Origin of the sequence: Pontibacillus marinus BH030004 = DSM 16465 (assembly GCF_000425225.1) — a bacterium.
In the GTDB taxonomy this organism is placed as follows: domain Bacteria; phylum Bacillota; class Bacilli; order Bacillales; family BH030062; genus Pontibacillus; species Pontibacillus marinus.
On record NZ_AULJ01000036.1, the window covers coordinates 35126 to 61213 of the forward strand.

General features: G+C 39.9%; 25 protein-coding genes, 2 rRNA genes and 2 other annotated features. All 27 genes read right to left on the bottom strand.

The genetic code is table 11. The annotated features are described in order from the left end of the window. Positions 1-21 precede the first annotated feature (21 nt). Complete coding sequence (gene rpoB, locus H514_RS0108310; RefSeq protein WP_027446546.1) at positions 22-3567, bottom strand: DNA-directed RNA polymerase subunit beta; 3546 nt, start codon at positions 3565-3567, stop codon at positions 22-24. A gap of 346 nt (positions 3568-3913) precedes the next feature. Beyond that, complete coding sequence (locus tag H514_RS0108315; RefSeq protein WP_027446547.1) at positions 3914-4516, bottom strand: class I SAM-dependent methyltransferase; 603 nt, start codon at positions 4514-4516, stop codon at positions 3914-3916. Positions 4517-4675: 159 nt separating this feature from the next. Beyond that, the gene (rplL, locus tag H514_RS0108320; protein WP_027446548.1) at positions 4676-5038 is read right to left on the bottom strand and encodes a 50S ribosomal protein L7/L12; all 363 of its coding nucleotides are present in this window, start codon (positions 5036-5038) and stop codon (positions 4676-4678) included. A 57-nt stretch (positions 5039-5095) separates the two neighbouring features. Beyond that, entirely contained in the window at positions 5096-5596 is a 501-nt protein-coding gene (gene rplJ, locus H514_RS0108325) for a 50S ribosomal protein L10 (protein ID WP_027446549.1), read from the bottom strand. A 32-nt stretch (positions 5597-5628) separates the two neighbouring features. Continuing rightward, positions 5629-5784: a sequence feature (ribosomal protein L10 leader region), on the bottom strand. A gap of 46 nt (positions 5785-5830) precedes the next feature. After that, the gene (gene rplA / locus H514_RS0108330; protein WP_027446550.1) at positions 5831-6526 is read right to left on the bottom strand and encodes a 50S ribosomal protein L1; all 696 of its coding nucleotides are present in this window, start codon (positions 6524-6526) and stop codon (positions 5831-5833) included. 113 nt (positions 6527-6639) lie between these two features. Then, the gene (rplK, locus tag H514_RS0108335; protein ID WP_027446551.1) at positions 6640-7065 is read right to left on the bottom strand and encodes a 50S ribosomal protein L11; all 426 of its coding nucleotides are present in this window, start codon (positions 7063-7065) and stop codon (positions 6640-6642) included. Positions 7066-7208: 143 nt separating this feature from the next. After that, positions 7209-7742, bottom strand: coding sequence for a transcription termination/antitermination protein NusG (nusG, locus tag H514_RS0108340; RefSeq protein WP_027446552.1), 534 nt, complete (start codon positions 7740-7742; stop codon positions 7209-7211). 133 nt (positions 7743-7875) lie between these two features. Further along, positions 7876-8049, bottom strand: coding sequence for a preprotein translocase subunit SecE (secE, locus tag H514_RS0108345; protein ID WP_027446553.1), 174 nt, complete (start codon positions 8047-8049; stop codon positions 7876-7878). Between the two features lie 41 nt (positions 8050-8090). Continuing rightward, the gene (gene rpmG, locus H514_RS0108350; protein WP_027446554.1) at positions 8091-8240 is read right to left on the bottom strand and encodes a 50S ribosomal protein L33; all 150 of its coding nucleotides are present in this window, start codon (positions 8238-8240) and stop codon (positions 8091-8093) included. A 76-nt stretch (positions 8241-8316) separates the two neighbouring features. Beyond that, positions 8317-8967 carry an RNA polymerase sporulation sigma factor SigH gene (gene sigH, locus H514_RS0108355; RefSeq protein ID WP_036842073.1) on the bottom strand — a complete coding sequence of 217 codons (651 nt, stop codon included), beginning with the start codon at positions 8965-8967 and terminating at the stop codon, positions 8317-8319. Positions 8968-9050: 83 nt separating this feature from the next. After that, a complete protein-coding gene (locus H514_RS0108360) occupies positions 9051-9560 on the bottom strand; it encodes an NYN domain-containing protein (RefSeq protein WP_027446556.1) in 510 nt (169 codons plus the stop codon). Between the two features lie 2 nt (positions 9561-9562). Next, on the bottom strand, positions 9563-10306 hold the full coding sequence (gene rlmB, locus H514_RS0108365; protein WP_027446557.1) for a 23S rRNA (guanosine(2251)-2'-O)-methyltransferase RlmB: 744 nt from the start codon (positions 10304-10306) through the stop codon (positions 9563-9565). Further along, positions 10299-10712: a Mini-ribonuclease 3 gene (locus tag H514_RS0108370; RefSeq protein ID WP_027446558.1), complete on the bottom strand. Its 414-nt coding sequence runs from the start codon at positions 10710-10712 to the stop codon at positions 10299-10301. The genes rlmB and H514_RS0108370 overlap by 8 nt, the downstream gene beginning before the upstream one ends. A gap of 2 nt (positions 10713-10714) precedes the next feature. Next, a complete protein-coding gene (cysS, locus tag H514_RS0108375; protein ID WP_027446559.1) occupies positions 10715-12115 on the bottom strand; it encodes a cysteine--tRNA ligase in 1401 nt (466 codons plus the stop codon). A gap of 2 nt (positions 12116-12117) precedes the next feature. Next, positions 12118-12774 carry a serine O-acetyltransferase gene (gene cysE / locus H514_RS0108380; protein WP_027446560.1) on the bottom strand — a complete coding sequence of 219 codons (657 nt, stop codon included), beginning with the start codon at positions 12772-12774 and terminating at the stop codon, positions 12118-12120. A 116-nt stretch (positions 12775-12890) separates the two neighbouring features. Next, positions 12891-13121: a binding site (T-box leader), on the bottom strand. Between the two features lie 42 nt (positions 13122-13163). Beyond that, positions 13164-14633 (bottom strand): glutamate--tRNA ligase, encoded by a 1470-nt coding sequence (gene gltX, locus H514_RS0108385; protein ID WP_027446561.1) that lies wholly within the window; start codon positions 14631-14633, stop codon positions 13164-13166. 101 nt (positions 14634-14734) lie between these two features. Then, complete coding sequence (locus H514_RS0108390) at positions 14735-15919, bottom strand: bifunctional 2-C-methyl-D-erythritol 4-phosphate cytidylyltransferase/2-C-methyl-D-erythritol 2,4-cyclodiphosphate synthase (RefSeq protein WP_027446562.1); 1185 nt, start codon at positions 15917-15919, stop codon at positions 14735-14737. Between the two features lie 106 nt (positions 15920-16025). After that, positions 16026-17135 (bottom strand): PIN/TRAM domain-containing protein, encoded by a 1110-nt coding sequence (locus H514_RS0108395; RefSeq protein WP_027446563.1) that lies wholly within the window; start codon positions 17133-17135, stop codon positions 16026-16028. A 180-nt stretch (positions 17136-17315) separates the two neighbouring features. After that, positions 17316-18389, bottom strand: coding sequence for a DNA integrity scanning diadenylate cyclase DisA (gene disA, locus H514_RS0108400; RefSeq protein WP_027446564.1), 1074 nt, complete (start codon positions 18387-18389; stop codon positions 17316-17318). Beyond that, positions 18390-19769: a DNA repair protein RadA gene (gene radA, locus H514_RS0108405; protein ID WP_027446565.1), complete on the bottom strand. Its 1380-nt coding sequence runs from the start codon at positions 19767-19769 to the stop codon at positions 18390-18392. It abuts the gene before it with no gap. A gap of 234 nt (positions 19770-20003) precedes the next feature. Beyond that, complete coding sequence (gene clpC / locus H514_RS0108410) at positions 20004-22433, bottom strand: ATP-dependent protease ATP-binding subunit ClpC (protein ID WP_027446566.1); 2430 nt, start codon at positions 22431-22433, stop codon at positions 20004-20006. Between the two features lie 21 nt (positions 22434-22454). Then, positions 22455-23519: a protein arginine kinase gene (locus tag H514_RS0108415; RefSeq protein WP_027446567.1), complete on the bottom strand. Its 1065-nt coding sequence runs from the start codon at positions 23517-23519 to the stop codon at positions 22455-22457. Next, the gene (locus H514_RS0108420) at positions 23519-24082 is read right to left on the bottom strand and encodes a UvrB/UvrC motif-containing protein (RefSeq protein ID WP_027446568.1); all 564 of its coding nucleotides are present in this window, start codon (positions 24080-24082) and stop codon (positions 23519-23521) included. Before H514_RS0108420 ends, H514_RS0108415 begins: the two co-directional genes overlap by 1 nt. Positions 24083-24099: 17 nt before the next feature. Further along, complete coding sequence (locus H514_RS0108425) at positions 24100-24564, bottom strand: CtsR family transcriptional regulator (protein WP_027446569.1); 465 nt, start codon at positions 24562-24564, stop codon at positions 24100-24102. Between the two features lie 123 nt (positions 24565-24687). After that, complete coding sequence (locus H514_RS0108430) at positions 24688-25338, bottom strand: MgtC/SapB family protein (RefSeq protein ID WP_154657353.1); 651 nt, start codon at positions 25336-25338, stop codon at positions 24688-24690. A 415-nt stretch (positions 25339-25753) separates the two neighbouring features. Further along, positions 25754-25869: ribosomal RNA gene (gene rrf / locus H514_RS0108435) — 5S ribosomal RNA — on the bottom strand. Between the two features lie 67 nt (positions 25870-25936). Next, positions 25937-26088 (bottom strand): 23S ribosomal RNA (locus H514_RS0108440); the annotation flags it as partial.

Consider the following 26088-nt stretch of genomic DNA (forward strand, 5'->3'; position numbering starts at 1 on the left):
GAATCTTGTGCTGAAAAGCTATTATTCAACGTTTTTTTCAGCTTCCTCAATGCTAAGGTTATCAGCGGATTGTGTTTCTTCTTCTTCGATATCACGCATTTCGATTTCTGACTCGTCAGAGGATAACATCTTAACGTCCATACCTAAGCTCTGAAGTTCCTTAATTAATACTTTGAAGGATTCAGGTACGCCAGGTTCAGGAACATTTGATCCTTTAACGATCGATTCGTACGTTTTCACACGTCCAACTACATCATCCGACTTAACCGTAAGGATTTCTTGTAGTGTATAAGCGGCACCATATGCTTCTAGTGCCCACACCTCCATCTCACCGAAACGCTGTCCACCGAATTGAGCTTTACCGCCCAATGGCTGTTGCGTTACAAGTGAATATGGTCCAGTTGAACGAGCGTGAAGTTTGTCATCAACCATGTGAGCAAGTTTAATCATATACATGACACCTACTGATACACGGTTATCGAATGGCTCACCAGTACGACCATCGTAAAGAACTGTTTTTGCATCTCTCGCCATTCCAGCTTCTTCAAGTGTTTCCCACACATCTTCCTCACGAGCACCATCAAATACTGGTGTGGCAACTTTGATACCTAACTCTCGAGCAGCCATACCAAGGTGCATCTCAAGTACCTGCCCAATGTTCATACGAGAAGGTACACCAAGAGGGTTTAACATGACATCTACTGGAGTTCCGTCTGGTAAATAAGGCATATCTTCTTCAGGTAAAATACGAGAAATAACACCTTTGTTACCGTGACGTCCAGCCATTTTATCCCCTTCAGAGATCTTACGTTTTTGCACGATATAAACACGTACAAGTTGATTCACTCCTGGAGGAAGTTCATCTCCATCTTCACGGTTGAAGATCTTCACATCTAGAACAATTCCGCCAGCTCCGTGTGGAACGCGTAAGGAAGTATCGCGAACCTCGCGCGCTTTTTCACCAAAGATAGCGTGTAATAGACGTTCTTCTGCAGATAGTTCTGTTACACCTTTAGGCGTTACTTTACCTACAAGAAGGTCTCCATCTGTAACTTCTGCACCAACACGGATAATTCCGCGGTCATCAAGGTTCTTAAGAGCTTCTTCACCCACATTTGGAATATCACGTGTGATTTCTTCAGGCCCTAATTTTGTATCACGAGCTTCTGATTCATATTCTTCAACATGAATAGATGTGTAAACATCATCTTTTACAAGACGTTCACTCATGATGATAGCATCCTCATAGTTATACCCATCCCATGTCATAAATGCTACAAGTGGGTTTTTACCTAGAGCAAGCTCACCTTTTTCCATAGACGGGCCATCAGCTAAAATTTCACCTTGTTCAACACGATCGCCCGTGCTGACAATTGGCTTCTGATTATAACAAGTTCCTTGGTTGGAACGGATAAACTTCTGTAAACGATAGCGATCAAGGTCACCTTGTACCTCTTTGCCATCTACTTCAGAGATGCGACGAACAAGTACTTCTTTCGCATCTACACGTTCTACAACACCTTCATGGCGTGCAAGAACAGCAGCACCTGAGTCTTTACCAGAAACGTACTCCATTCCTGTACCTACAGTTGGAGATTCCGGTTCCATCAATGGTACTGCCTGACGTTGCATGTTCGCACCCATTAGGGAACGGTTGGAGTCATCGTTCTCTAAGAACGGAATACATGCAGTCGCAGCAGATACAACCTGCTTCGGAGAAACGTCAATGTAATCAACACGGTCACGTTTCACAGCCGTGTTTTCACCACGGAAACGAGCAATAACTTCATCATCTGTAAAGGATCCATCTTCTTCTAACTTGGCGTTAGCCTGAGCAACAACATAGTTGTCCTCTTCGTCAGCTGTAAGATAATCGATTTGTGGTGTTACTTTATTCGTCTCAGGGTCTACGCGACGGAAAGGTGTTTCTATGAAACCAAATTTATTAACCTTCGCATAACTTGATAGAGAGTTAATCAAGCCGATGTTCGGTCCTTCCGGCGTTTCGATCGGACACATACGACCATAGTGAGAGTAGTGTACGTCACGAACTTCGAAACCAGCACGTTCACGCGTTAAACCACCAGGTCCTAGTGCAGATAGACGACGCTTATGCGTTAATTCTGCAAGCGGATTTGTCTGATCCATGAACTGGGATAGCTGTGAGCTACCAAAGAATTCTTTAATTGATGCAATTACCGGGCGAATGTTAATTAGTTGCTGTGGCGTGATTGAAGCTGTGTCTTGGATGGACATACGCTCACGAACAACACGTTCCATACGAGATAGACCAATACGGAATTGATTTTGAAGTAATTCGCCTACAGAACGAAGACGACGGTTACCTAAGTGGTCAATGTCATCTGTTCCACCAACATCATGCAATAAGTTAAAGAAATAACTAACTGCTGATAGAATGTCAGCTGGCGTAATATTCTTCGTATCTTCGTCAACATCACCGTTACTGATAACATTCAGCGTTTTTTCGCCTTCTGGATCAGTTGGGTCGATAATTTTAACCGATTGAATTCTGATAGGTTCATCTAGAACCCCATCTTGTGGTTCAATGTCAGCTTCACCAAGGTTTTCATCTTGGCCAGATAGATATGGTAGAACTTTATCTAACAAGCGACGATCTAACTTATCGCCTTCATTAGCTAACACTTCACCTGTTTCAGGATCCACTAGTGTTTCTGCTAGTACTTGGTTAAAGAGACGGTTTTTAATATGAAGCTTCTTATTAATCTTATAACGACCAACGTGTGCAAGGTCATAGCGCTTTGGATCAAAGAAACGAGAGACTAATAAACTCTTCGCATTTTCTACGGTTGGTGGCTCACCAGGGCGAAGTCGCTCATAAATTTCTAATAGAGCTTTTTCGCTGTTTTCCGTATTATCTTTTTCTAGCGTGTTTTTAAGAAATTCATTCTCACCAATTAGGTCAATGATTTCCTGGTCTGTACCAAACCCTAAAGCACGCAACAGAACTGTGATTGGAAGTTTACGTGTACGATCTATACGTACATGCGCAACGTCCTTTGCATCTGTTTCAAATTCTAACCAAGCTCCGCGGTTCGGAATAACGGTAGCTGTGTACCCTTTCTTTCCGTTTTTATCTACCTTCGGGCTAAAGTACACGCTTGGTGAACGAACAAGCTGCGAAACGATTACACGTTCTGCACCATTAATAATGAAAGTACCAGTGTCCGTCATTAATGGGAAATCACCCATAAATACTTCTTGCTCTTTCACTTCGCCAGTTTCCTTGTTAAGTAAGCGAACCTTTACGCGAAGAGGAGCGGAATAGGTGACATCTCGCTCTTTAGATTCATCTACAGGGTACTTCGGCTCTCCTAATGTGTAATCCACAAATTCAAGAGAAAGATTTCCTGTAAAATCTTCAATTGGAGAAATGTCTTTAAACATTTCTTTCAAACCTTCTTCTAAGAACCAATCATAAGAAGCGGTCTGAATTTCGATTAGATTTGGTAAGTCTAACACTTCATTGATGCGCGCATAACTTCTGCGTTGGGCATGTCGTCCATACTGAACTAGTTGACCTGTCAACTGATTCACCCCTCAAATCAAGCATTTTAATAAAGAAAAAATCGTTCGACACAAAAGACATGTCGAACTGACTCACACAGAAAAGATCTTGACCACTATGCGAGTTAAAGGTATATTATACATTCACCGAAGCGAATGTAATTGTAAATAAGTTTTCGTTTTCTCTAACGTTAGACAAAAAGAAAAAAAGGGTTTATAAAAACCGCATTTCCTCATTCATTTCATTCGATTTTACCAGTCTTGCCGACGAGAAATGAAATATACGTAAAAAAGTAAAAATTTCTCTTGACAATGCCAAAAGTGACATATTGGCATTTTTCAATGTTATCACACAGAAAATACCGAGTCAAACTTTTTTTGCTTTAAGAATGTAATAGCCTTTATTTCGTTTTACTACGTCAACATAACCAAATAAATCTTGCAATAATTTTTGAGCAGATGGCGCCCCTTGTTTCTTTTGCATAACTACCCACAATTCACCTGACGGAAGAAGGTGATGATAACTCTCCTCCAACATGGCATGAACTGTTTGTTTACCAGCACGTATAGGCGGGTTGGTTAGTATTGATGCAAAAGAACGACCTTCGAGTGCCTGGAAACGATCGCTTTGCAGGATTTCTACGTTGGTCGCACCATTTTGTTCGGCATTTAGTTCTGAAAGCTCAATTGCGCGTTCATTCACATCTACCATAACAATGTTACGATTAGGAAAATCCTTAGCAAGGGATATACCTATCGGACCGTAACCACAGCCTAGATCAAGAAATTCTCCGTCTACACTCGGTTCTTCGAAAGATTCAATTAATGTTCTCGAACCAAAATCTACTTCATTTTTAGAAAATACTCCTTGATCCGTGCTAAGATTTAGGTCTTTCCCTCTTAACGTAAAGGACCATTGTTTCGGAGTACTCTTCGATCCGGGATTTTTTGAAAAGTAATGTTCAGCCATCCCATACACCTACCCACTCAAATTTATAAAAATCGGCGGCAACCTCTTAAATCACTAGTCCATGAGGATATAACCAGAAAGGTTACCCACTATCATTTTAAAGTCATAACAATAGCAAAGCTCGCCGATGAACAGCGAGCTTTGTGTTGTACTTTTGTTTTACTTAAGTTCGATCTTAGCGCCAGTTTCTTCAAGCTGAGTTTTCATTTCTTCAGCTTCTTCTTTAGAAACGCCTTCTTTAACTGCTTTTGGAGTGTTGTCAACTAGATCTTTTGCGTCTTTAAGACCAAGACCAGTGATTTCGCGAACTGCTTTAACAACTTTGATCTTAGAAGAACCAGCGTCTTCTAGGATTACGTCAAATTCAGTTTGCTCTTCAGCAGCTTCTTCGCCGCCTCCGCCAGCTACAGCTACAGGTGCAGCAGCAGTTACTCCAAATTCTTCTTCAATTGCTTTTACAAGATCGTTAAGTTCAAGAACGTTCATTTCTTTAATCGCGTCGATGATTTGTTCTTTAGTCATGATAAATCCTCCTTAGAATTTTTGTTTTTAGTTTATATGACCGAAAACGTCAGGCTATTAAGCGCCTTGTTCTTCTTTTTGTTCCGCCACTGCCTTCGTAGCAAGCGCGAAGTTGCGCATTGGTGCTTGAAGTACAGATAGTAGCATAGATACAAGACCTTCGTGGTTTGGAAGTTCTGCAAGCTCCTTGATTTGTTCAAGGGAAGCTACATAACCTTCAACTACACCACCTTTGATCTCAAGGTTGTTGTTTTCTTTAGCAAAGTTGTTGATGATTTTCGCAGGAGCTACTGCATCGTCCGCACTGAAAGCAAGTGCAGTTGGTCCTTGCAATGTTTCATCAAGATCTGTAAGGTTTGCTTCTGCAGTTGCACGGCGAGTCATCGTGTTTTTGTAAACCTTGAATTCTACACCAGCTTCACGCAACTGTTCGCGAAGGCTTGAAACAGCTTCTACGTCTAGGCCGCGATAATCGACTAGGATTGTAGATTTACTATTTTGAAGCTTCTCAGCAATGTCAGACACAATTTGCTTTTTGTGCTCTATGATTCTGCTCATCGTCCCACCTCCTATTGACTTTTCATCATACCGTTCAGAGAAAAAAAGTGCCTCTATGAGTAGACATAGAGGCACTTTGGTTGAGAGAACGTGTTTTACGAACGGCGTTCTCTTATATCAACACACCTCGGTAGGAAATTAAGCGATTGGTTCGCACCCACTGTCTACGGTATAACGTATTTATTTACAACATGAAAAATTATAGCTAATCGTTATTGAAAAGTCAACAACAAATTATTTCTTGTAATTAGAAACGTCAACACGAACACCAGGACCCATTGTAGACGCAACAGATGCGTTACGCATGTAAGTTCCTTTAGAAGCTTGAGGCTTCGCTTTCATAAGTGTTTCAGTGATTGCGTCAAAGTTATCTACTAGCTTATCAGTATCGAATGAAACCTTACCGATTGGTACGTGAATGTTTCCTGCTTTATCTACACGGTATTCAACTTTACCGGCTTTGATTTCGTTAACAGCTTTTTCTACTTCGAAAGTTACTGTACCAGTTTTAGGGTTTGGCATTAAGCCTTTAGGTCCAAGTACGCGACCAAGCTTACCTACCTCTGCCATCATGTCTGGTGTAGCAACAACTACGTCAAAGTCGAACCAGCCTTGGTTGATTTGGTTGATAAGATCTTGTTCACCAACAAAATCTGCACCTGCAGCTTCTGCTTCCTTCGCTTTATCTCCCTTTGCGAATACTAGAACGCGTTGGGATTTACCAGTACCGTGAGGCAATACCATTGCGCCGCGGATTTGCTGGTCAGCTTTCTTAGGGTCAACGCCAAGACGGAAAGCAGCTTCTACTGTTTCATCAAATTTAGCTTTAGCAGTTTCTTTTACAAGTTCAACAGCTTCTTTTGGTTCATAAGCTTTTGATTTATCAACTAATTTTAAAAGATCTTCATAACGTTTGCTTCGTTTTGCCATTTTTTACATCCTCCTAATTGTGGTTTTAACGGTTTTACCTCCCACGAATAAAGGTTGCGATATGGAAATCCCCCATGCTCGCAACCTTCTCTCAATCCAGAGCCGCTGTGGGATTAGTCTTCGACAATGATTCCCATGCTGCGCGCTGTACCTTCAACCATACGCACAGCTGCATCTACGTCAGCAGCGTTAAGGTCAGGCATTTTCGTTTCCGCAATCTCACGTACTTTGTCACGCTTGATTGTGGCAACTTTGTTACGATTTGGTTCACCTGAACCGGATTTAATTCCAGCTGCTTCTTTAAGAAGAACAGCAGCAGGTGGAGTTTTAGTAACAAATGTAAATGAACGGTCTTCAAAAACCGTGATTTCTACCGGAATGATCATGCCAGCTTGATCTGCTGTACGAGCGTTAAATTCCTTACAGAAACCCATGATGTTAACACCTGCTTGACCAAGTGCTGGTCCTACTGGTGGTGCTGGGTTTGCTTTACCTGCAGGGATTTGAAGTTTTACAACTTTAACTACTTTTTTAGCCACGAGACACACCTCCTTAAGTCCGTGATGTGGTTACTGGGGGTTAACCCCTCCCACTCTTTTCATATAACATGAATCCTCTTTGCTCGAGGCATAAAGAACATAAAAATTCTATCATTATGACAAAAAGAATGCAAGGGGGATTCTTATAATTTTTCTATTTGAGAGAACTCTAGCTCGACTGGTGTTTCACGGCCAAACATGTTGACGTGAACTTTCACCTTCTGCTTGTCCAAGTCAATATGCTCGATTGTACCAGTAAAGTTTGCAAACGGACCATCTGTTACAGTGACGCTTTCTTTCACTTCAAAGTCAATGTCATGAATAGGCTCATCCATACCCATGCGTTTCAGCACTGCCTCAGCTTCTTCTGGTAAGAGAGGGATTGGCTTGGACCCTGATCCAGTTGATCCAACGAAACCAGTTACTCCAGGTGTGTTGCGCACAACATACCAGGAATCATCTGTCATAACCATTTCAGCTATAACATAACCCGGGAACGTTTTTTTGTTTACTGTCTTTCTTTTTCCGTTTTTAATTTCCGTTTCTTCATCTTCTGGAACTAGAACACGGAAAATTTTATCTTCCATTCCCATTGAGTCCACACGTTTTTCCAAATTCTTTTTTACCTTATTCTCATAACCAGAATAGGTGTGAACGACATACCATCTTTTTTCCATAGTGTTAGGACAAATGGTTGCCCTTCCCTCCCTTGTCGTGTACTTAGATTTTTTAACCACATGAAAAAACCCGTAGAACGGGTTTTTGAGCATGAAACATATTTAGTATCATTATAACATAAAGATCAGTGCTTTATTCGAAAAATAATTCCAGAATCATTGAAATTCCTTGGTCTATGGCTGCGAAAAAGATAGCTACAAATGCTACTGTTGTCAAAACAGTAATTGTATACTTAGTCAATTCGTTGCCTTTAGGCCAACTAACTTTTTGCATCTCTCGAGATACATTTTTAAGAAATTTAAACAATGATGGTACCCCCAAACTTTCACCAAAAACGGCTTCGTCTTTTATTTTGTCTCCCGATGTAGGGTATGTTTACCGCATTTTTTACAAAATTTTCGAGCTTCGAGTCGTTCAGATTGAGTAGTAGCATTTTTATCAGTGGTATAATTTCGGCTCAAGCACTCGATGCATGCTAAGACGATTTTCTTACTCATACTTCTCTCTCCCCCTTATCAGGGTTCATAACTTTCATTACTGTATCATGCTCTCAAAACCGTGTCAACGCTGTCTTCACAATGTGATTTCACTTACTTCTAAGTAGCGTTCAAGCTTTCTTTTCACCCTCTGAAGTGCATTATCAATGGATTTTACATGTCGGTTTAGCTCTTTTGAAATCTCTTGATAGGATTGTCCATCTAAATAGCGTGTAAGGACCTTTTGTTCTAAATCACTTAACAATTCAGACATTTTTAATTCCATATCACCAAATCGTTCTCGGTTCAAAATTAATTCTTCAGGATCTAATGCTTTTGCACCCGAGATCACATCAAGCAACGTGCGATCGGATTCTTCATCATAAATGGGCTTGTCTAAAGAAACATATGAGTTGAGTGGAATATGTTTTTGTCTGGTGGCTGTTTTAATTGCAGTAATAATTTGGCGGGTGACACATAGTTCGGCGAAGGCTTTAAACGAAGAGAGCTTGTCCTCTTGATAGTCACGTATCGCCTTATATAGTCCAATCATGCCTTCTTGCACAATATCTTCTCGATCCGCTCCGATGAGAAAATATGTTCGAGCCTTAGCACGCACAAAATTCTTGTATTTATTAATTAAATGTTCAAGTGCGCGACTATCTCCTTTGTGCACAAATTCAACAATATCCTCATCAGCTAGATTTTCTAAGTCCGTGATGTCCGTCTCCAATTGTCCGATGCTCACGTAAGGATTCCCCCCGACCGTACTTCCCTGGATATAGAAATATTATACAGTAAGCGTTTCAAAAGCGTCAACAGCGCTTATGGCTACTTTTCACCTCTTCGCCACTTTTCAAAAACGTCTAGTACTTCCTTTTTTATCGGAATTTTCGGTTTATATTGAACCTGTTTTTGAGATTCTAATTCTTTTTCTATCTCTTTTTCTATATTATTCACTTCAATATGGAGTTCCCTAGCCGATTTACGTAAAGCGCCTTGCCCAAAGATCGTCCTTTGTTCTGTGTAATCAGATGTTGCTACATAAACTTGATTTCGAACATTTTTCACTTCTTGTGTTAATTTTTCAATTCGTTCATCTGCTGTTTCATTCTCTCTTGTATAAACAACTTCCACTTTGTGGTTCTTGTCTTTCTTCTCAATCCCGCGCACCATGTGAGCATCAAATACCACAATCACTCGATCACCCGAATAAGCTTTATATTCAGCTAACTTATCAATCAGTAAATCACGAGCTTGACCAAGGTCTTTATTACGAAGTGCTTGGAGTTCTGGCCAATCTCCAATAATGTTGTAGCCATCTACAATTAGAACATTCATTCTTATTCCCCTAATGGGTGGCGTTTTCGGAACACTTCATACATCAATAAACTTGCAGAGACGGATGCATTCAGAGACGTAACATGACCAGCCATTGGTAAACGAACAGTCCAATCACATTTCTCTTTTACTAAACGACTAATTCCTTTCCCTTCACTACCAATGACTAGCGCAATAGGCATATCTCCTTGAAGCTGACGATAATCCTCTTCACCAGTTGCATCTGTACCAACCACCCATACATGTTCTTCTTTTAGTTCTTCAATTGTTCTGGATAAGTTAGTCACACGAACAACAGGTATATACTCTATTGCCCCTGTAGATGTTTTGGCTACAGTCGTTGTTAAGCCGACAGAACGCCGCTTCGGAATAACCACACCATGCACACCTGCAGCATCAGCTGTTCGTAAGATTGAACCCAGATTGTGCGGGTCCTCAATCTCATCAAGGATCAAGAGAAAAGGGGCTTCCCCTTGCTCTTCTGCTTTTTTAAAGATGTCATCCATTTCGCTAAACGTATAAGCAGCAACAGATGCAATTACACCTTGGTGGTTACCATCTACTAGTTGATCTAACTTTTTTCGAGGTACTTGTTGCACCTGTATTCCTTTTTCTTTTGCAAGCTGATGGATATTCTGACTAGCCTTACGTTGCAAATGCTCAGATACCATGATTTTATTTATTGCTCGTCCTGATCTTAACGATTCTTGTACGGCATTTTTACCAATTACCCATTCTTCACTCATGTTGATTTCCCTCCTCTACAATTTGAATGGCATGACCAACCAATTGATAAAGCCTCTCTTCGTTGCCAGAAAGGTAATGATACCCCAATAATGCTTCAAATGCTGTGCTATATTTATACGTCTGTACATCCGTATTTTTAGGTATAGAACCAGATTTTGCATTACGCCCTCTACGAACAACCCCTTGTTCTTCATCAGAAAGTTGATCTTCCTCAAACCATTTTCTCAATACATTTGCTTGGGATTTTGCAGAAACAAATTTCACAGCAGCCTGATGAAGCTGCTGTGGCTTAATGCTTCCGCTTCGAATAAGGTGTTCACGAACATACTGTTCGTAGACCACATCCCCCATATAAGCGAGCGTTAAGCTTTTCATTTGTTTCGCATTTACTTCTTGTTGATTCATGCTTAACCTCTTTTCCAACGTGTACCTTGAGGAGTGTCTTCTAAAATAATATTGCGCTCTTTTAGATTATCTCGAATTTCATCAGCTCGTTGGAAGTCACGGTTTTTACGAGCATCAATACGTTCTTGAATCAATGCATCAATTTCATCATCAAGTAACTCATCCGCTTCTTCAATTTGAACACCTAGTACACCTGCTAGATCGACAATAGCCTTTTGGAATGCTTCAATTACTTCTTGAGATGTATGGGAAGATTGCAGGTAAACGTTCGCTTCTTTTGTGATATCAAAGAGAACCGAAATGGCGTTGGCTGTATTAAAGTCATCGTTCATTTCATCCATAAAACGTTGCTTGAATTCTTCCAACTTTGTTAGCCACTCTTCATCTTTTCCGTTTAAGTTTGTACTAGATTGTTTACGATGCTCTAAGTTTTGATGAGCATTCTTAATTCGTTCTAGACTACTTTTCGCGCCTTGAAGTAATGCCTCGCTAAAGTTAATCGGATGACGATAATGAACTGTTAGCATGAAAAATCGAATAACTTGTGGATCGTGCTGTTTAATGATGTCGTTAACAAGTACAAAGTTCCCTAGCGATTTTGACATTTTTTCGTTTTCGATATTGATATACCCATTATGCATCCAATAATTAGCAAATGTCTTATCATTGCATGCTTCTGATTGCGCAATTTCATTCTCGTGGTGCGGGAAGGTTAAATCCTGTCCACCAGCATGAATATCAATGGTGTCGCCTAAGTATTTCTTGGCCATAGCTGAGCATTCGATATGCCAGCCAGGACGCCCTTTACTCCAAGGACTTTCCCATGAGATTTCATTATCTTTAGCACTTTTCCATAATGTGAAATCAATTGGGTCTTCTTTTTTCTCTCCAACTTCAATACGAGCACCCGAGCGTAATTCATCAATGGATTGGTGTGAAAGTTTACCGTAAGAATCAAAGGAACGTGTACGGAAGTAAACGTCTCCACCTGATTCATAAGCGTGACCTTTATCAACTAAGGTTTGGATAAATTCAATAATTTCATCCATATTTTCTGTTACACGAGGGTGGTGTACCGCTTCTCTAATTCCAAATGCCCCTACATCTTCTTTGTAAGCTTTAATAAAACGCTCCGCAATATCTGGGACTTCTTCATTCATTTCATTCGCTGCCTTAATGAGCTTATCATCGACATCCGTGAAGTTTAATGCGTACTCCACTTCATAACCTTGATACTCAAAATACCTGCGAACTGTATCGAACACGATTGCTGGACGTGCATTACCGATATGGATGTAGTTGTACACAGTCGGACCGCATACATACATTTTTACCTTACCTTCCTCTATCGGTTGGAACGTTTCCTTTTGACGAGTTAGAGTGTTATAGATTTTAATCGACATCGTCACTCACTCCTTTTTCCTTTTTGTTCATTGATTTCTTGTTTTAGCGACTCAATTTGTTGTTCTAGTTCATTTATTTTATCAGCGACTGGATCAGGCATCTTGTGATGATCTAGATTCTTACTTACTTTCTTTCCATCCTGCATAACGACAGTTCCTGGGATCCCAACAACAGTTGAATTATCCGGAACCTCATGTAAGACAACTGAACCTGCTCCCACTTTAGAGTTTTCCCCAATTGTAATCGACCCTAGCACCTTTGCACCGGTAGCTACGAGGGAATTGTCTTTTAAAGTCGGGTGGCGTTTTCCCTTTTCCTTACCTGTCCCTCCAAGTGTAACTCCTTGGAAAAGGGTTACGTTATCTCCTATTTCACACGTTTCGCCAATGACTACTCCCATACCATGGTCAATAAAAAAACGACGCCCAATTTGTGCACCTGGGTGAATCTCGATACCTGTAAAAAAGCGACTGACTTGAGAGATCACTCTAGCTAAAAAGAAAAATTTCCTTTTATAACAAGCATGAGCAATACGGTGCGACCAGATCGCATGTAAGCCTGCATATGTCAAAATAACTTCGAATCGACCTCTAGCAGCAGGGTCTTGATCAAACACCACGTCGACATCTTCTTTAAACATCTTCAAAAGTTTCCCCATACTTGCTTCTCCTCCTTTAATAAAACCTAGTTCGTCGCCTTTGTTTTTTATGTCTAGCTCCGGCTCCTATGAGCCTTCGCTTTTCTAAATAAAAAACGCCTCTGTGTTAGATCTAACACAGAGACGCTTGGTTGCGCGGTTCCACTCTGTTTGAGAATAGACTGAGTGTATATAAGCCTATCTCCAACTTAACTCTGTTAACGGTGAGCTAACCGCTCTTGTGTACTATTTTCTACAAGAGACTCTGAGGTGCATTTCAAAAGAGTTCCTTAAGATCACTCCCAGCCGATGGTGATCCTCTCTGGATAAGGTTCCGACTTTTTACTTCTCCTCATCAACGTTCAATATTGTATATTTACTATATTACATTTCCCTCAAAATGTGAACTTCTATGCTTTTAATTGTTGGATTGCGTTCTGAAGGCGTGCTTGAACAGTATCTTTACCAACTAAACGAATAGCATTTGGAAGTTCAGGACCATGTGTTTGACCCGTTGTTGCAACGCGAACAGGCATGAATAATTTCTTCCCTTTGTGGCCCGTTTCCTTTTGAACCGCTTTGATCGCTTTCTTAATAGCGTCTGGTTCAAATTCATCTAGCTCATCTAACTTCGCACTAAATGTTTCAAGTACTTCTGGAACTTGCTCCCCTTTAAGTACTTCCATTGCTTCTTCATCATACTCAATCTCATGCTTGAAGAATAACTCCGTTAATTCAACAATTTCAGCAGCGTAATTCAATTGCTCTTGATAAAGAGCAATCAGTTCACGTGCCCATTGCTTTTGGTCATCGCTCATGTTTTCAGGGAGACGCCCCGCTTCTACTAAATGAGGAAGAGCAAGTTCTACAACACGATCTAAATCAGCAGCTTTTATATATTGATTGTTAATCCACTTCAGTTTCGCTGGGTCAAAGACAGCAGGAGAAGAAGATAAACGAGCTGGATCAAAGATATCAATCAATTGATCTTTTGTGAAAATTTCTTCTTCACCAACAGGAGACCAGCCAAGAAGTGTAATAAAGTTAAATAGCGCTTCCGGTAAATAACCCAACTTTTCATATTGACCGATGAACTGAAGGATATGTTCATCACGCTTACTTAATTTCTTACGCTGTTCATTTAAGATTAATGCCATGTGGCCAAAATTTGGAGCTTCCCAACCAAATGCGTCATACACCATCATCTGCTTAGGCGTATTTGAGATATGCTCCTCTCCACGCAATACGTCGGTGATTTTCATAAGGTAATCATCGACTGCTACCGCAAAGTTATAGGTTGGTGTACCATTTTTCTTCGCGATTACCCAGTCACCAAAGTCACTTGATTCAAATGTGATTTCACCACGTACAATATCAGTAAACGTATATGTCTTACCTTCTGGCACACGAATACGGATACTCGGCTGAAGACCTTCATCTTCAAATTGTTTTATTTGCTCTTCTGTTAAATCGCGATGTGCCCCTGAATATTTCGGAACCTCACCTTTAGCGCGTTGTTCTTCACGTTCTGCTTCCAGCTCATCCTCTGTCATATAGCATTTATAAGCTAGTCCTTTTTCAAGCAATTCATCGATATATTTTTGATAGATATCTAAGCGTTCCATTTGACGATAAGGACCATAGTCGCCGCCTACGTCGACGCTCTCATCCCAATCCATTCCGAGCCATTTCAGGAATTCCATCTGGCTCTGCTCTCCACCAGCAACATTACGTTTCTCATCTGTATCCTCAATACGGATTACAAATTTACCTCCTAGGTGGCGAGCATATAAGTAATTAAATAAAGCCGTACGCGCATTTCCTATGTGTAAATGGCCTGTCGGGCTTGGTGCATAACGTACGCGAACTTCGTTTGTCATAATTTTTCCCCTTCCTTCGTGTGCTTCCGAAGCATTTGCCTCTATTTTATCATCTACGGATCTATTTTGCCTCAACATTGTTCCCTAGCATATTATAGCGATTATGAGCGTTGGAGTAAAACAACCGCTTGAGCTGCGATTCCCTCTTTTCGACCCGGAAATCCTAGTTTCTCTGTCGTTGTTGCTTTGACATTAATTTGCGAAGGTTCTACCTCTAATATGCGTGCGATATTATTTCGAATATCTTCAATGTATGGAGCCATCTTTGGAGCTTGCGCAATAACTGTACAATCAATATTACCCAGGGAATACCCTTGATCCTTCACGATACTCCATACATGACTTAACAACGCTTGTGAGTCTGCATCTTTAAAAGATGGATCTGTATCCGGAAAATGTTTTCCGATATCACCTTCACCGATAGCTCCCAAACAAGCATCCGCTACAGTATGAAGAAGCACATCTGCATCAGAATGTCCTAACAACCCTTTCTCATATGGAATCTCAATGCCTCCGATAATACAAGGACGATCTTCTGCAAATTGGTGAACATCAAAGCCTTGTCCGATACGAAACATACTGTTCCTCTCCTTTTTCTGTTCATTTGCTCTTTTTTTAAGTATAGCATGGGCTTTTTCCATATCTTCAGGTGTCGTTAGTTTTATATTGTCGTAACTTCCAGCTACAACTTCTACTTTTTGGTTGAGTCTTTCCACCAAAGAGGTATCATCTGTTCCATAATACCCCTCTTGCTTTGCTTTTTCATGAGCATCTTTAATAACGGAAAAACGAAAAGCTTGAGGGGTTTGTGCAGCCCATAACTGCTTCCGATCTAGTGTCGAAAGCGAGCCCTCTTGATAACTCTTTATTGTATCCGTTACCGGTACTGCTAATAGAGCCGCTCCACTCTGTATCGCTTGTTCTGTCAATTTACGAAGGTTTTCATGCTGCACAAAAGGACGAGCCCCGTCGTGAATAAGTACGACTTCTCCTTCCCCCTCACAAGCACGTAAGCCTTCATAAACGCTATCCTGACGTTCTTTACCACCATGTACGACTTCTACCTTATCGCCAAGCTGATACTGATCTATAAGTTCCTGTATTATGTTTTCTTCTCGTGGGTTCACCACAAGTTTTATGGCCTGACAAGCAGAGTCCTGGTGAAAAATAAGTAGTGTATGTATGATGAGCGGTTTTCCTTGTAACGTTAGAAACTGCTTGTTCTGTCCTGCCTGCATCCGCTTCCCTTGACCCGCTGCTAAAACAATCGCCTGATATGAAATCATGTTAAGCCACCCTATTGATCCATTCTATAATTATGTTCCTGAAATAACAAAAGCGATAACATAAACTGTTATCACTTTTGTATGCTCCTATTTGTTTATACCGTTTTTATAGCGCTTTTTCAAGTAGTTTTGGCTTTGCGAATATCATACGTCCAGCAGATGTTTGAAGTACACTCGTTACAAGTACTTCAATCGTTTGGCCAATATAACTCTTACCTTCTTCAACGACAATCATCGTTCCATCGTCAAGATAAGCGACACCTTGATTTTCTTCTTTACCATCTTTAATAACGTTCACCGTTAATTCTTCACCTGGAAGAACAACTGGCTTAACAGCATTGGCGAGATCATTGATGTTTAGAACTTGTACATTTTGAAACTCACATACTTTATTCAGGTTGAAATCATTCGTTACAACCACGCCATTGATTAATTTTGCAAGTTTCACAAGCTTACTATCAACTTCTTGAATGTCTTCAAAATCCCCTTCATAGATCTCAACGTTTACAGGGATTTCTTTTTGCATACGATTCAGAACATCTAAACCACGACGTCCACGATTTCGTTTCAATACGTCTGAAGAGTCAGCGATATGCTGTAGTTCTTCCAATACGAATTGAGGAATTAGAATTGTTCCCTCAAGGAAATGTGTCTGACAAATATCAGCGATGCGTCCATCAATAATAACGCTTGTATCAAGAATTTTTGCTTTTGGTTGGTCTACTGTGTTTTCATCATCATTCTCTGAATCAGTGGAATTCGTTTTTTCTTTGTCCTTTTCCTTTTTCGTCGCAATCGTTAATAGACTAACAAATTCATCCTTACGTTTAAAACCAACTTGAAATCCTAAATAGCCTAAAAAGATTGTTATGAAAATGGGAAGTACTTGAGATACGAGTGTAAACTCAATATCTTGTAGGGTTATGTTCACAAGATAAGCTACTAATAAACCAATTAGTAATCCAAAGCTACCAAATAAAAGATCAGCAACAGGAACGCGTACAAGCGTTTCCTCAATCCATCTTAAGAAATCCACAATATAATCGACAAACCAAAATGTTAGTAAATAAAGAATAAGTGCTCCAGTAATCATCCCGGTCACGCTATGAAGCCAATTGTCTGCATTCCAAAAATTATCAAATAAATCCGGAAGATACAAAAAGCCCAACGTTCCGCCTGCAATAAGAATAAATAATTGCACAATTCGTTTAAGCACTACGGTCACCTCCTAGCATGCAGTATTACCAATAATATTAAAATCTAATCGATATAAATCCATTGTCATAAAAAATCTTATTGTCTGACGAAACAGTATCACAATTTACAAAAATAGTCAATTAATTTAGAACATTAAATCTTAACATAGTATTTGATATTATGTCAATTTCATTTCAAACTAAATATTTCGATCAATAAACAATTGCTCTTGAATACGATTTAATCCTTCTTTGATCTTACCCGCCCTTACTTCACCTACACCATCTACTACAACCAACTCTTTCGTAGAAGCTTTAACCACTTCATTCAACGTTCCAAAACGATCAATGATGTGTGTAACGATTAGAGATGGTAAGCGTGGAATACGATTCAGGATACGATACCCTCGAGGCATTACAGGATCTTCTAACTTTGTAGTTGAGCTATATCCTAATAATTTGAGAATTTGTGCGTCATCTAATAATTCTGTTTGGTTTACTTCTTGTAATTTTTTCAGCATATAATACGGTTCGTAATCAGAGCGTTTACTATAATCTTTAATCAATAAAGCCGCTTCATCTTCAACATTTGAAACAAGCTCTGTCAGTTGGAGCTGAATTAAGCGCCCTTCTGTTCCAAGTTCATCCACATAATTGAGCATTTCATTCTTAATACGAAGCACCATCTCAATGCGGTGAATGACCTGTATGACCTCAGAGAATGTGACCATCTCCTCAAATTCCAAAGCTCCAAGATTGGTAATCCCTTGATCTAACACATTTTTGTACTTCTCAAGCGTCTGCATAGCCTGATTAGCCTTTGTTAAAATTACGCCAATATCTTTAAGTGCATATCGTAAACTGCCCTTATACAGCGTGATCACATTACGACGTTGAGAAATAGCAACAACCAGATTACCCGTTTGCTTTGCTACACGCTCAGCAGTACGATGTCTCATTCCTGTCTCCGTTGATGGAATAGATGGGTCGGGCATTAACTGGGCATTTGCATATAATATCTCTGTTCCATCTCCATTTAGAATAATCGCTCCATCCATTTTAGCCAGTTCATAAAGGTTTGCCGGTGAGAAATCTGACTGAATATGAAAGCCTCCATCTACTAGATGTAGCATCTTATCGTTATATCCTAAGACAATTAACCCGCCTGTATTAGCTCTTAATACATTCTCTATTCCTTCTCGAATTGGAGTACCGGGAGCTACAAATCGTAATATATCTCCAATCATAGACTCTTTCTGCTCATACCATTCCATTTATGATCCTCCCAACGTCTGCTTCAAAGCCTCCTGAACAGAATTCACGCCGATAATCTCTATATTATCAGGGAACGTCCAGCCACTAAGGTTCTTTTTAGGTACAATTGCACGCTTGAAACCTAGCTTTGCAGCTTCTTGGACACGCTGTTCAATTCGAGCAACCCTTCTCACTTCACCTGTTAATCCAACTTCCCCAATCAAAACATCATCTGCTTTGGATGCACGGTCTTGAAAGCTCGAGGCAATACTTACAGCTACAGCCAAATCAATGGCAGGTTCATCTAACTTGACTCCACCTGCTACCTTTACATAAGCATCTTGATTTTGTAGGAGCAACCCAACACGTTTTTCTAGTACTGCCATTAAAAGTGGCACACGATTACTGTCTACTCCTGTGGCCATCCTTCTTGGATTGCCATAGCTTGTTGGAGATATAAGAGATTGGATTTCCACAAGAATCGGGCGTGTTCCTTCCATGGATGCAACAACTGTGGAACCAGCTGCACCTTGCGACCGTTCTTCCAGAAAGATTTCAGAAGGATTTTCTACTTCTCGCAGACCTTCTTCTTTCATTTCAAATATACCCATTTCGTGGGTACTACCAAAACGGTTTTTAACACTTCTTAAAATTCGGAAGGTATGATGACGTTCTCCTTCAAAGTATAAAACAGCATCAACCATATGTTCGAGTAAGCGTGGACCTGCAATAGACCCCTCTTTAGTGACATGTCCAACAATGAATATCGGAATTCCTTTTTGTTTAGCTATTCGCATTAATTCACTTGTACATTCTCTTACCTGAGAGACACTTCCCGGAGCAGACGCTACTTCTTCTTTGAAGATGGTTTGAATCGAGTCAATAACAACAAACGATGGTTGGATTTGATCAATATTTTGAGAAACATCTGCCATATTGGTTTCTGACAAGACATATAGGTGATCTGATAAAACCCCTAGACGATCTGCTCGCAGCTTTGTTTGCTTAGGAGATTCCTCACCGGATATATAGAGTACTTTATTCTTTTTATGAGCTAATTGAGATGAAACTTGAAGCAAAATGGTAGACTTACCAATTCCAGGGTCACCACCAATGAGGACAAGTGATCCTGGTACGATACCTCCTCCAAGTACGCGGTTCACCTCTGGCATATCTGTTTCAATTCGAGGTTCTTTTTGGGATGCGATTTCTGTTATCTTTTCCGGCTTTACTTTACCAGAAGTATCCCCTGTTACAAATGTATGTCGACCAGATGTATTCGATGCTACTCTCTCTTCTACAAGAGTGTTCCATTTATGACATCCTGGACACTTTCCCATCCATTTTGGCGTCTCATAACCACATTCCTGACATACAAATTTCGATTTTTGCTTGGCCATTCTATTTTCTCTCCTTAAAGAAGAGTCTTACTCTTCTTATTATCTCATACGATCCCTTTTGTATTGGGTTACAATGCGTTTACATTCTCGTTACGTTCTTTTACGTAATGAAGTGTACTGTACGTATTAAAATTCTATATACCCTGATCTTATCGGATATGAAAAAAAATCGGAAGGCTAACGCCTTCCGATTCATAAAATTTTCAATAGATGCTTCTACCAGAAATTTTTGTTTTATTTTGATGAAACGTAAAATTCATCGTTTTTATTCACATCAATTACAACATTTTCGCCTTGAGAGATCGATTCTTTTAGAAGCTCTTCAGAAAGAAGGTCTTCTACGTTTTTCTGAATAGAGCGACGTAGTGGTCGGGCACCATATTCAGGATCAAAGCCTTCATTTGCGATTTTTTCTAGAGCAGCATCTGTAAGAGAGAAGTCGACCTCAAGTTCTGTTAAGCGTTTTTGAAGCTGATCTACCATCAGTTTCACGATGTCTTTCATGTGCTTCTTCTCAAGAGAGTGGAAGACAATGATTTCATCAATACGGTTTAAGAACTCTGGACGGAATGCTTTCTTCATTTCTTCCATTACTTTAGACTTCATGTCTTTATAATCTTGGCCGGAGTCATCCATTGTAAATCCAGCATATTTGTTGGATTTCAACTCTTGTGCACCAACGTTTGAAGTCATAATAATAACCGTATTACGGAAGTCCACTGTACGACCTTTTGAGTCTGTTAGGCGTCCATCTTCTAATACCTGTAACAGTGTATTGAAGACGTCTGGGTGAGCTTTCTCAATCTCATCCAACAGAATTACAGAGTAAGGCTTTTGGCGAACTTTCTCCGTTAATTGACCACCTTCCTCATAGCCTACATAGCCAGGAGGTGAACCTACTAGTCGAGACGTGGAGTGTTTCTCCATGTACTCAGACATATCAACACGGATCATAGCATCTTCTTCACCGAACATGGTTTCTGCTAATGCGCGTGCTAGTTCTGTCTTACCTACACCTGTTGGTCCTAAGAATATGAATGAGCCAATCGGTCGTTTTGGATCTTTAAGACCTGAACGTGCACGACGAATGGCTTTTGAGATAGCTTTGACAGCTTCTCCCTGACCTATGACACGATCGTGGAGAACTTCTTCTAAGTTAAGAAGACGCTCACTTTCATCCTTGGCTAGCTTAGAAACCGGAACTCCAGTCCATGTAGATACAACAGACGCAATATCCTCAGTGGTAACTTCTGAGTTTTCTTGACCTTGTTGTTCCTTCCATTCATCTTTCGTTTTATCTAACTCTTCACGAAGCTTTTGTTCGTTATCACGCAGAGAAGCTGCTTTTTCAAATTCTTGACTTTGAACGGCTGCATCTTTTTCTTTACGAACTTCTTCAAGCTTCTGTTCTAATTCTTTTAAGTTTGGTGGTGCTGTATAAGAACGTAAGCGAACTTTAGAAGCTGCTTCATCAATTAAGTCTATCGCTTTATCTGGTAAGAAACGATCTTGGATATATCGGTCTGAAAGTTTTACAGCTGATTTGATTGCTTCATCTGTGATCGTCACACGGTGGTGTGCTTCGTAACGGTCACGAAGGCCTTGTAAGATTTGTTCAGACTCTTCATTAGTAGGTTCATCTACCTGAATTGGTTGGAAACGACGTTCAAGGGCTGCATCTTTCTCAATATATTTACGATATTCTTCTAGAGTTGTAGCTCCGATACATTGTAAGTCTCCACGAGCTAGAGAAGGTTTTAAGATGTTCGATGCATCAATCGCACCTTCTGCTCCTCCTGCGCCAATTAATGTGTGAAGCTCATCAATGAATAGAATGATATTGCCTGCTTGGCGAATTTCCTCCATCACTTTCTTCAAACGATCTTCAAATTCACCACGATATTTTGTCCCAGCTACTACTGTACCCATATCTAATGTCATTACGCGCTTATCACGTAAGATTTCCGGTACTTCATTATTTACGATTTGTTGAGCTAAACCTTCAGCAATGGCTGTTTTACCAACACCAGGCTCACCAATTAATACCGGGTTGTTCTTAGTACGACGACTAAGCACCTGTATAACCCGTTCAATCTCTTCACTACGTCCAATAACAGGGTCGATGTTCCCCTCTTTTGCTACCGTAGTTAAATCACGTGCTAGAGAGTCTAACGTTGGTGTATTAGCACTTGATGCTTGACCCCCACCTCGACTATTAGAGGTAGACTCATTGCTTCCTAGAAGCTGCAACACTTGTTGACGTGCCTTATTTAAGCTAACCCCTAGATTATTTAGAACGCGTGCTGCTACACCTTCTCCTTCACGAATTAAGCCAAGTAAGATGTGCTCAGTTCCAACATAGGAGTGACCTAGTTTTCTAGCTTCATCCATGGATAATTCGATAACCTTTTTAGCACGTGGTGTATAGTGAATCGTTTGGGAAACTTTATCCCCTGAACCGATTAACTGTTCGACTTCTTCTTGAATTTTATCTGCAGCTAAACCAAGAGCTGCAAGAGCTTTGGCAGCGATCCCTTCTCCTTCTCGTACTAAACCTAACAAAATATGTTCTGTTCCAATGTTGTTATGACCTAGGCGAACTGCTTCTTCCTGAGCTAATGCTAAAACTTTTTGTGCTCTTTCTGTAAAACGCCCAAACATCATAGGGCTTCCCTCCTTACAAGATTAATTTTCTAATTGTAGTCGCTCTCGGATGAGAGATGCTCGACGAACATCTCGCTCTTCCGGTGTTAGTGATTTTTGTGCATATTGTTGTAAAAACCCTGGTTGCGTTAAAATCATTAATTCATTGAGGATTGTTTTCGATACATTTTTAATGTAGCCTAAATCAATTCCCAGTCGTAAATCTGATAAACATTTAGCTGCTTCTTTCGATTCAATAATTCTGCTGTTCGAAAGCACACCATATGAACGGAATATCTTATCCTCGAGTTGTACCCCTGTCTGACCAATTATACGGTCTCGAGCGGTTCTCTCATGTTCAATTAACTGATGAACGACACTTTTCAAATCCTCTACAATGTCTTTTTCTGATTTCCCAAGGGTGATTTGATTTGATATTTGAAAAATGTTCCCTAAAGCTTCACTACCCTCTCCATAAATGCCTCGAACTACTAATCCTAATTGGTTAATAGCAGGAACTAAACGGTTCATTTGCTGTGTCATAACTAGAGCAGGTAGGTGCATCATAACTGATGCTCTTAAGCCTGTTCCGACATTTGTTGGACAGCTAGTGAGGTAACCGCGTTCCTCATCAAATGCATAATTGATGTTTTCCTCAAGCCAGTCATCAAGCTTTGAAGCTTCATTCAAAGCTTTTTCTAATTGATAGCCTGGTACATACAATTGAATACGCATATGATCTTCTTCGTTCACCATAATGGAAACTTGCTCATTTTCTGATATGAGCACACCTCCATAGTTCGCGTGATCAGAAAGATGAGGGCTAATTAAATGTTTTTCAACTAATACGCGCTTTTCGACATCTTTTAAATCTTTCATTCTGATTAATTCTAAATCCTGATACGACTCAAAAGATTGCTGAGCGTATTCTTGTTGAAAATAATCTATTATACGAGTTAAGTCCTCTTCATCGGCTAAAATTGGAAAGGGAATGTCTTCGAAATTACGTGCCAACCGTACACGACTGCTCAACACGATATCACTGTCTGGCCCTTCCTCTTTCATCCACGGACTTATAGCTTCATTCATTACCCGTTCTAGGGACATTATTCATCACCATCCCTATCATCTGAAATATCTGAATTGATTTGTTCTTGAAGTGACCGAATTTGATCACGAACTTTAGCTGCTTCTTCAAAGTTTTCTTCGTGAATAAGACGTTGCATCTCTTGCCTTTTATCATCGATTTGTTTTCTTATTTGAAGATTGCCTCCAGTTCGCACAGGAATTTTCCCGTCATGTCGTGTATTACCGCTATGCACTCTTCGGAATATTGGATTTAATTTTTCACCGAATGTTCGATAACACTCAGCACAACCAAACTTACCGATTCGTGTGAACTCTTGATAAGTAAGACCACACTTCTCACATTTCAATCCTTGTTGGGTACTATATGAATAGTTTGGTGTTTGTGACTCTGACATAGGATACGTCTCAAAGTTAAACAACCCAGATAAAAGATTATGAAGTGAAAATGAATCCTGATTCTGGGACATATACCCTTTTTCATAAGCGCATTTTTCACAGACATGCACTTCGGTTTTATTGCCATTAATGACTTGGGTGAAATGCAAAGTTGCAGGGCGTTGATGGCATTCTTGACATTCCATACAACTCGCTCCTTCCCTTATTGTTTATATTTCAACGATGTTAGCATAGCTGCTAGTATTCGAGCACGAATTTCATCACGAAGAGCTATAGGAACTGCTAACACATCTCTCGAAATTCCACTAGCCATGATCCTAGCTTCACGAGAAGTAATTAGTTCGTCCTCTAACAATCGTTCAATGATATCTATAGCCCCTTGTTGAGATATTTTCGGTTGAACCATGTTGACCAACTCATTGATAAGTTTGATCTCATCCTGGTATTCGATACGACTAATTCGAATGTACCCACCGCCACCTCGTTTACTTTCGACTATATACCCTTTTTCCACTGTGAAGCGAGTTTTAATCACGTAATTGATCTGAGAAGGCACACACTGAAAATGGTCAGCGATTTCACTGCGTTTAATTTCAATCGCATTTTGATTACTTTGATCAATAATTTGCTTTAAATACGATTCAATTACGTCAGATATATTTCGCATGCTCCCTCCTCCTCACCTTTGACTTTGACTATCTTTGACTATACTTTTATTATACAAATTCTTTTTTGAAATGCAAATCATATACTCTACATGATTGACAAGTCATAGATGAATAACTCGCAATTAATTACGGTGATAAATGCCTCTAACATATGGCAACTTTGAGATATCATCAAATAAATTTACTTGCCTATTATTCTGTGCATGTTGAATTTCTACATAAATAGTGCGTTGATCCCCTTCTTCATTTTGAATCTCAAAGCGTTGCAGACTAATATCATATTGATCAAAAACTTTAACAATATCTCCTAATGACACATCTCGTTGCACAGAAATTTGTAAATGTTGGTTTGACCTGTTTCGAATAACCTTTTCTATGTTATTTAACAAAATCAAACTAAGCAATACAACAACTGTCGTTAGCACAGCTGGACCGTACATGCCTGCGCCAATAATAAGGCCTAGGCCTGCTACTGTCCAAATAGATGCAGCAGTTGTTAATCCTCTAATAGTAATACCATGCACCATAATCGTCCCAGCTCCTAAGAAACCAATACCACTAATTACATAGGACGGAATCCTAGCTGGGTCAAAACGAATGCTATCATGCTTATTTAAGTATGGGTCAAAGCCATATAAGGATAAAAGCATCATGACACAAGCTCCTACCCCTACAAGGATATGTGTACGGAAGCCAGCTGACCGATTTTTTATTTCCCGTTCAAACCCTATCAGACCACACAATATAACTGCTGTTATCAGTCTGAACATCATTAGGGTAAAGTAATCATCAAAAAATGTTTCTAATGACAAGCATACCCCTCCTTTTATCTTCTCCATTTATACTTATGTTAAGTCCAGTATTTTGATTATATCTCATTTGTGTATTTCTTTATGAATACATACTAGAAACAAGATTTATTGAGATTCGTATTTAAAGTGTCTGCTTTTTTAGGATGTGATAAAGAGGTAAAAAGTTTTCCTATTTATGTACCCGTTTTACCACTGAGGAGAAACTTCTTTTATTAATTATAAAAAGGCATTACAGAAGATGTTAAGAATGTTGGTTGTCATATAGACTGTTCGAGGATAGATTATAAATCATAAGTTAGCTTTAAAGCGGTATAGTATAATTTTAGAATAAAAAGAACCCTAGAAGATCGAAATCTTCTAGGGTTCTTATAAATGTGCTTGGCGGCGTCCTACTCTTGCGGGGGCGAAACCCCGACTACCATTGGCGCTGAAGAGCTTAACTTCTGTGTTCGGCATGGGAACAGGTGTGACCTCTTCGCCAAAGCCACCAAACCTATGTAGTTGAAGGATATACCTTCAAAACTAGATAAGAGACATCGTAACGTTTTTTTCAATAGAGATAGATAAGTCCTCGATCGATTAGTATCAGTCAGCTGCACGTGTCACCACGCTTCCACCTCTGACCTATCAACCTTGTCGTCTACAAGGGATCTTACTCACTTGAAGTGATGGGAAATTTCATCTCGAGGGGGGCTTCATGCTTAGATGCTT

Bases quoted from the DNA above. Each gene is read 5' to 3' on its own strand.
- H514_RS0108315 (WP_027446547.1), bottom strand. From the start codon at position 4,516: ATGGCTGAACATTACTTTTCAAAAAATCCCGGATCGAAGAGTACTCCG.
- rplL (WP_027446548.1), bottom strand. From the start codon at position 5,038: ATGACTAAAGAACAAATCATCGACGCGATTAAAGAAATGAACGTTCTT.
- rplJ (WP_027446549.1), bottom strand. From the start codon at position 5,596: ATGAGCAGAATCATAGAGCACAAAAAGCAAATTGTGTCTGACATTGCT.
- rplA (WP_027446550.1), bottom strand. From the start codon at position 6,526: ATGGCAAAACGAAGCAAACGTTATGAAGATCTTTTAAAATTAGTTGAT.
- nusG (WP_027446552.1), bottom strand. From the start codon at position 7,742: ATGGAAAAAAGATGGTATGTCGTTCACACCTATTCTGGTTATGAGAAT.
- rpmG (WP_027446554.1), bottom strand. From the start codon at position 8,240: ATGAGTAAGAAAATCGTCTTAGCATGCATCGAGTGCTTGAGCCGAAAT.
- H514_RS0108360 (WP_027446556.1), bottom strand. From the start codon at position 9,560: ATGAATGTTCTAATTGTAGATGGCTACAACATTATTGGAGATTGGCCA.
- rlmB (WP_027446557.1), bottom strand. From the start codon at position 10,306: ATGAGTGAAGAATGGGTAATTGGTAAAAATGCCGTACAAGAATCGTTA.
- H514_RS0108370 (WP_027446558.1), bottom strand. From the start codon at position 10,712: ATGAATCAACAAGAAGTAAATGCGAAACAAATGAAAAGCTTAACGCTC.
- cysS (WP_027446559.1), bottom strand. From the start codon at position 12,115: ATGTCGATTAAAATCTATAACACTCTAACTCGTCAAAAGGAAACGTTC.
- cysE (WP_027446560.1), bottom strand. From the start codon at position 12,774: ATGGGGAAACTTTTGAAGATGTTTAAAGAAGATGTCGACGTGGTGTTT.
- gltX (WP_027446561.1), bottom strand. From the start codon at position 14,633: ATGACAAACGAAGTTCGCGTACGTTATGCACCAAGCCCGACAGGCCAT.
- H514_RS0108390 (WP_027446562.1), bottom strand. From the start codon at position 15,919: ATGATTTCATATCAGGCGATTGTTTTAGCAGCGGGTCAAGGGAAGCGG.
- disA (WP_027446564.1), bottom strand. From the start codon at position 18,389: ATGGAATGGTATGAGCAGAAAGAGTCTATGATTGGAGATATATTACGA.
- radA (WP_027446565.1), bottom strand. From the start codon at position 19,769: ATGGCCAAGCAAAAATCGAAATTTGTATGTCAGGAATGTGGTTATGAG.
- clpC (WP_027446566.1), bottom strand. From the start codon at position 22,433: ATGATGTTTGGGCGTTTTACAGAAAGAGCACAAAAAGTTTTAGCATTA.
- H514_RS0108415 (WP_027446567.1), bottom strand. From the start codon at position 23,519: ATGTCCCTAGAACGGGTAATGAATGAAGCTATAAGTCCGTGGATGAAA.
- H514_RS0108420 (WP_027446568.1), bottom strand. From the start codon at position 24,082: ATGGAATGTCAAGAATGCCATCAACGCCCTGCAACTTTGCATTTCACC.
- H514_RS0108425 (WP_027446569.1), bottom strand. From the start codon at position 24,564: ATGCGAAATATATCTGACGTAATTGAATCGTATTTAAAGCAAATTATT.
- H514_RS0108430 (WP_154657353.1), bottom strand. From the start codon at position 25,338: ATGATGTTCAGACTGATAACAGCAGTTATATTGTGTGGTCTGATAGGG.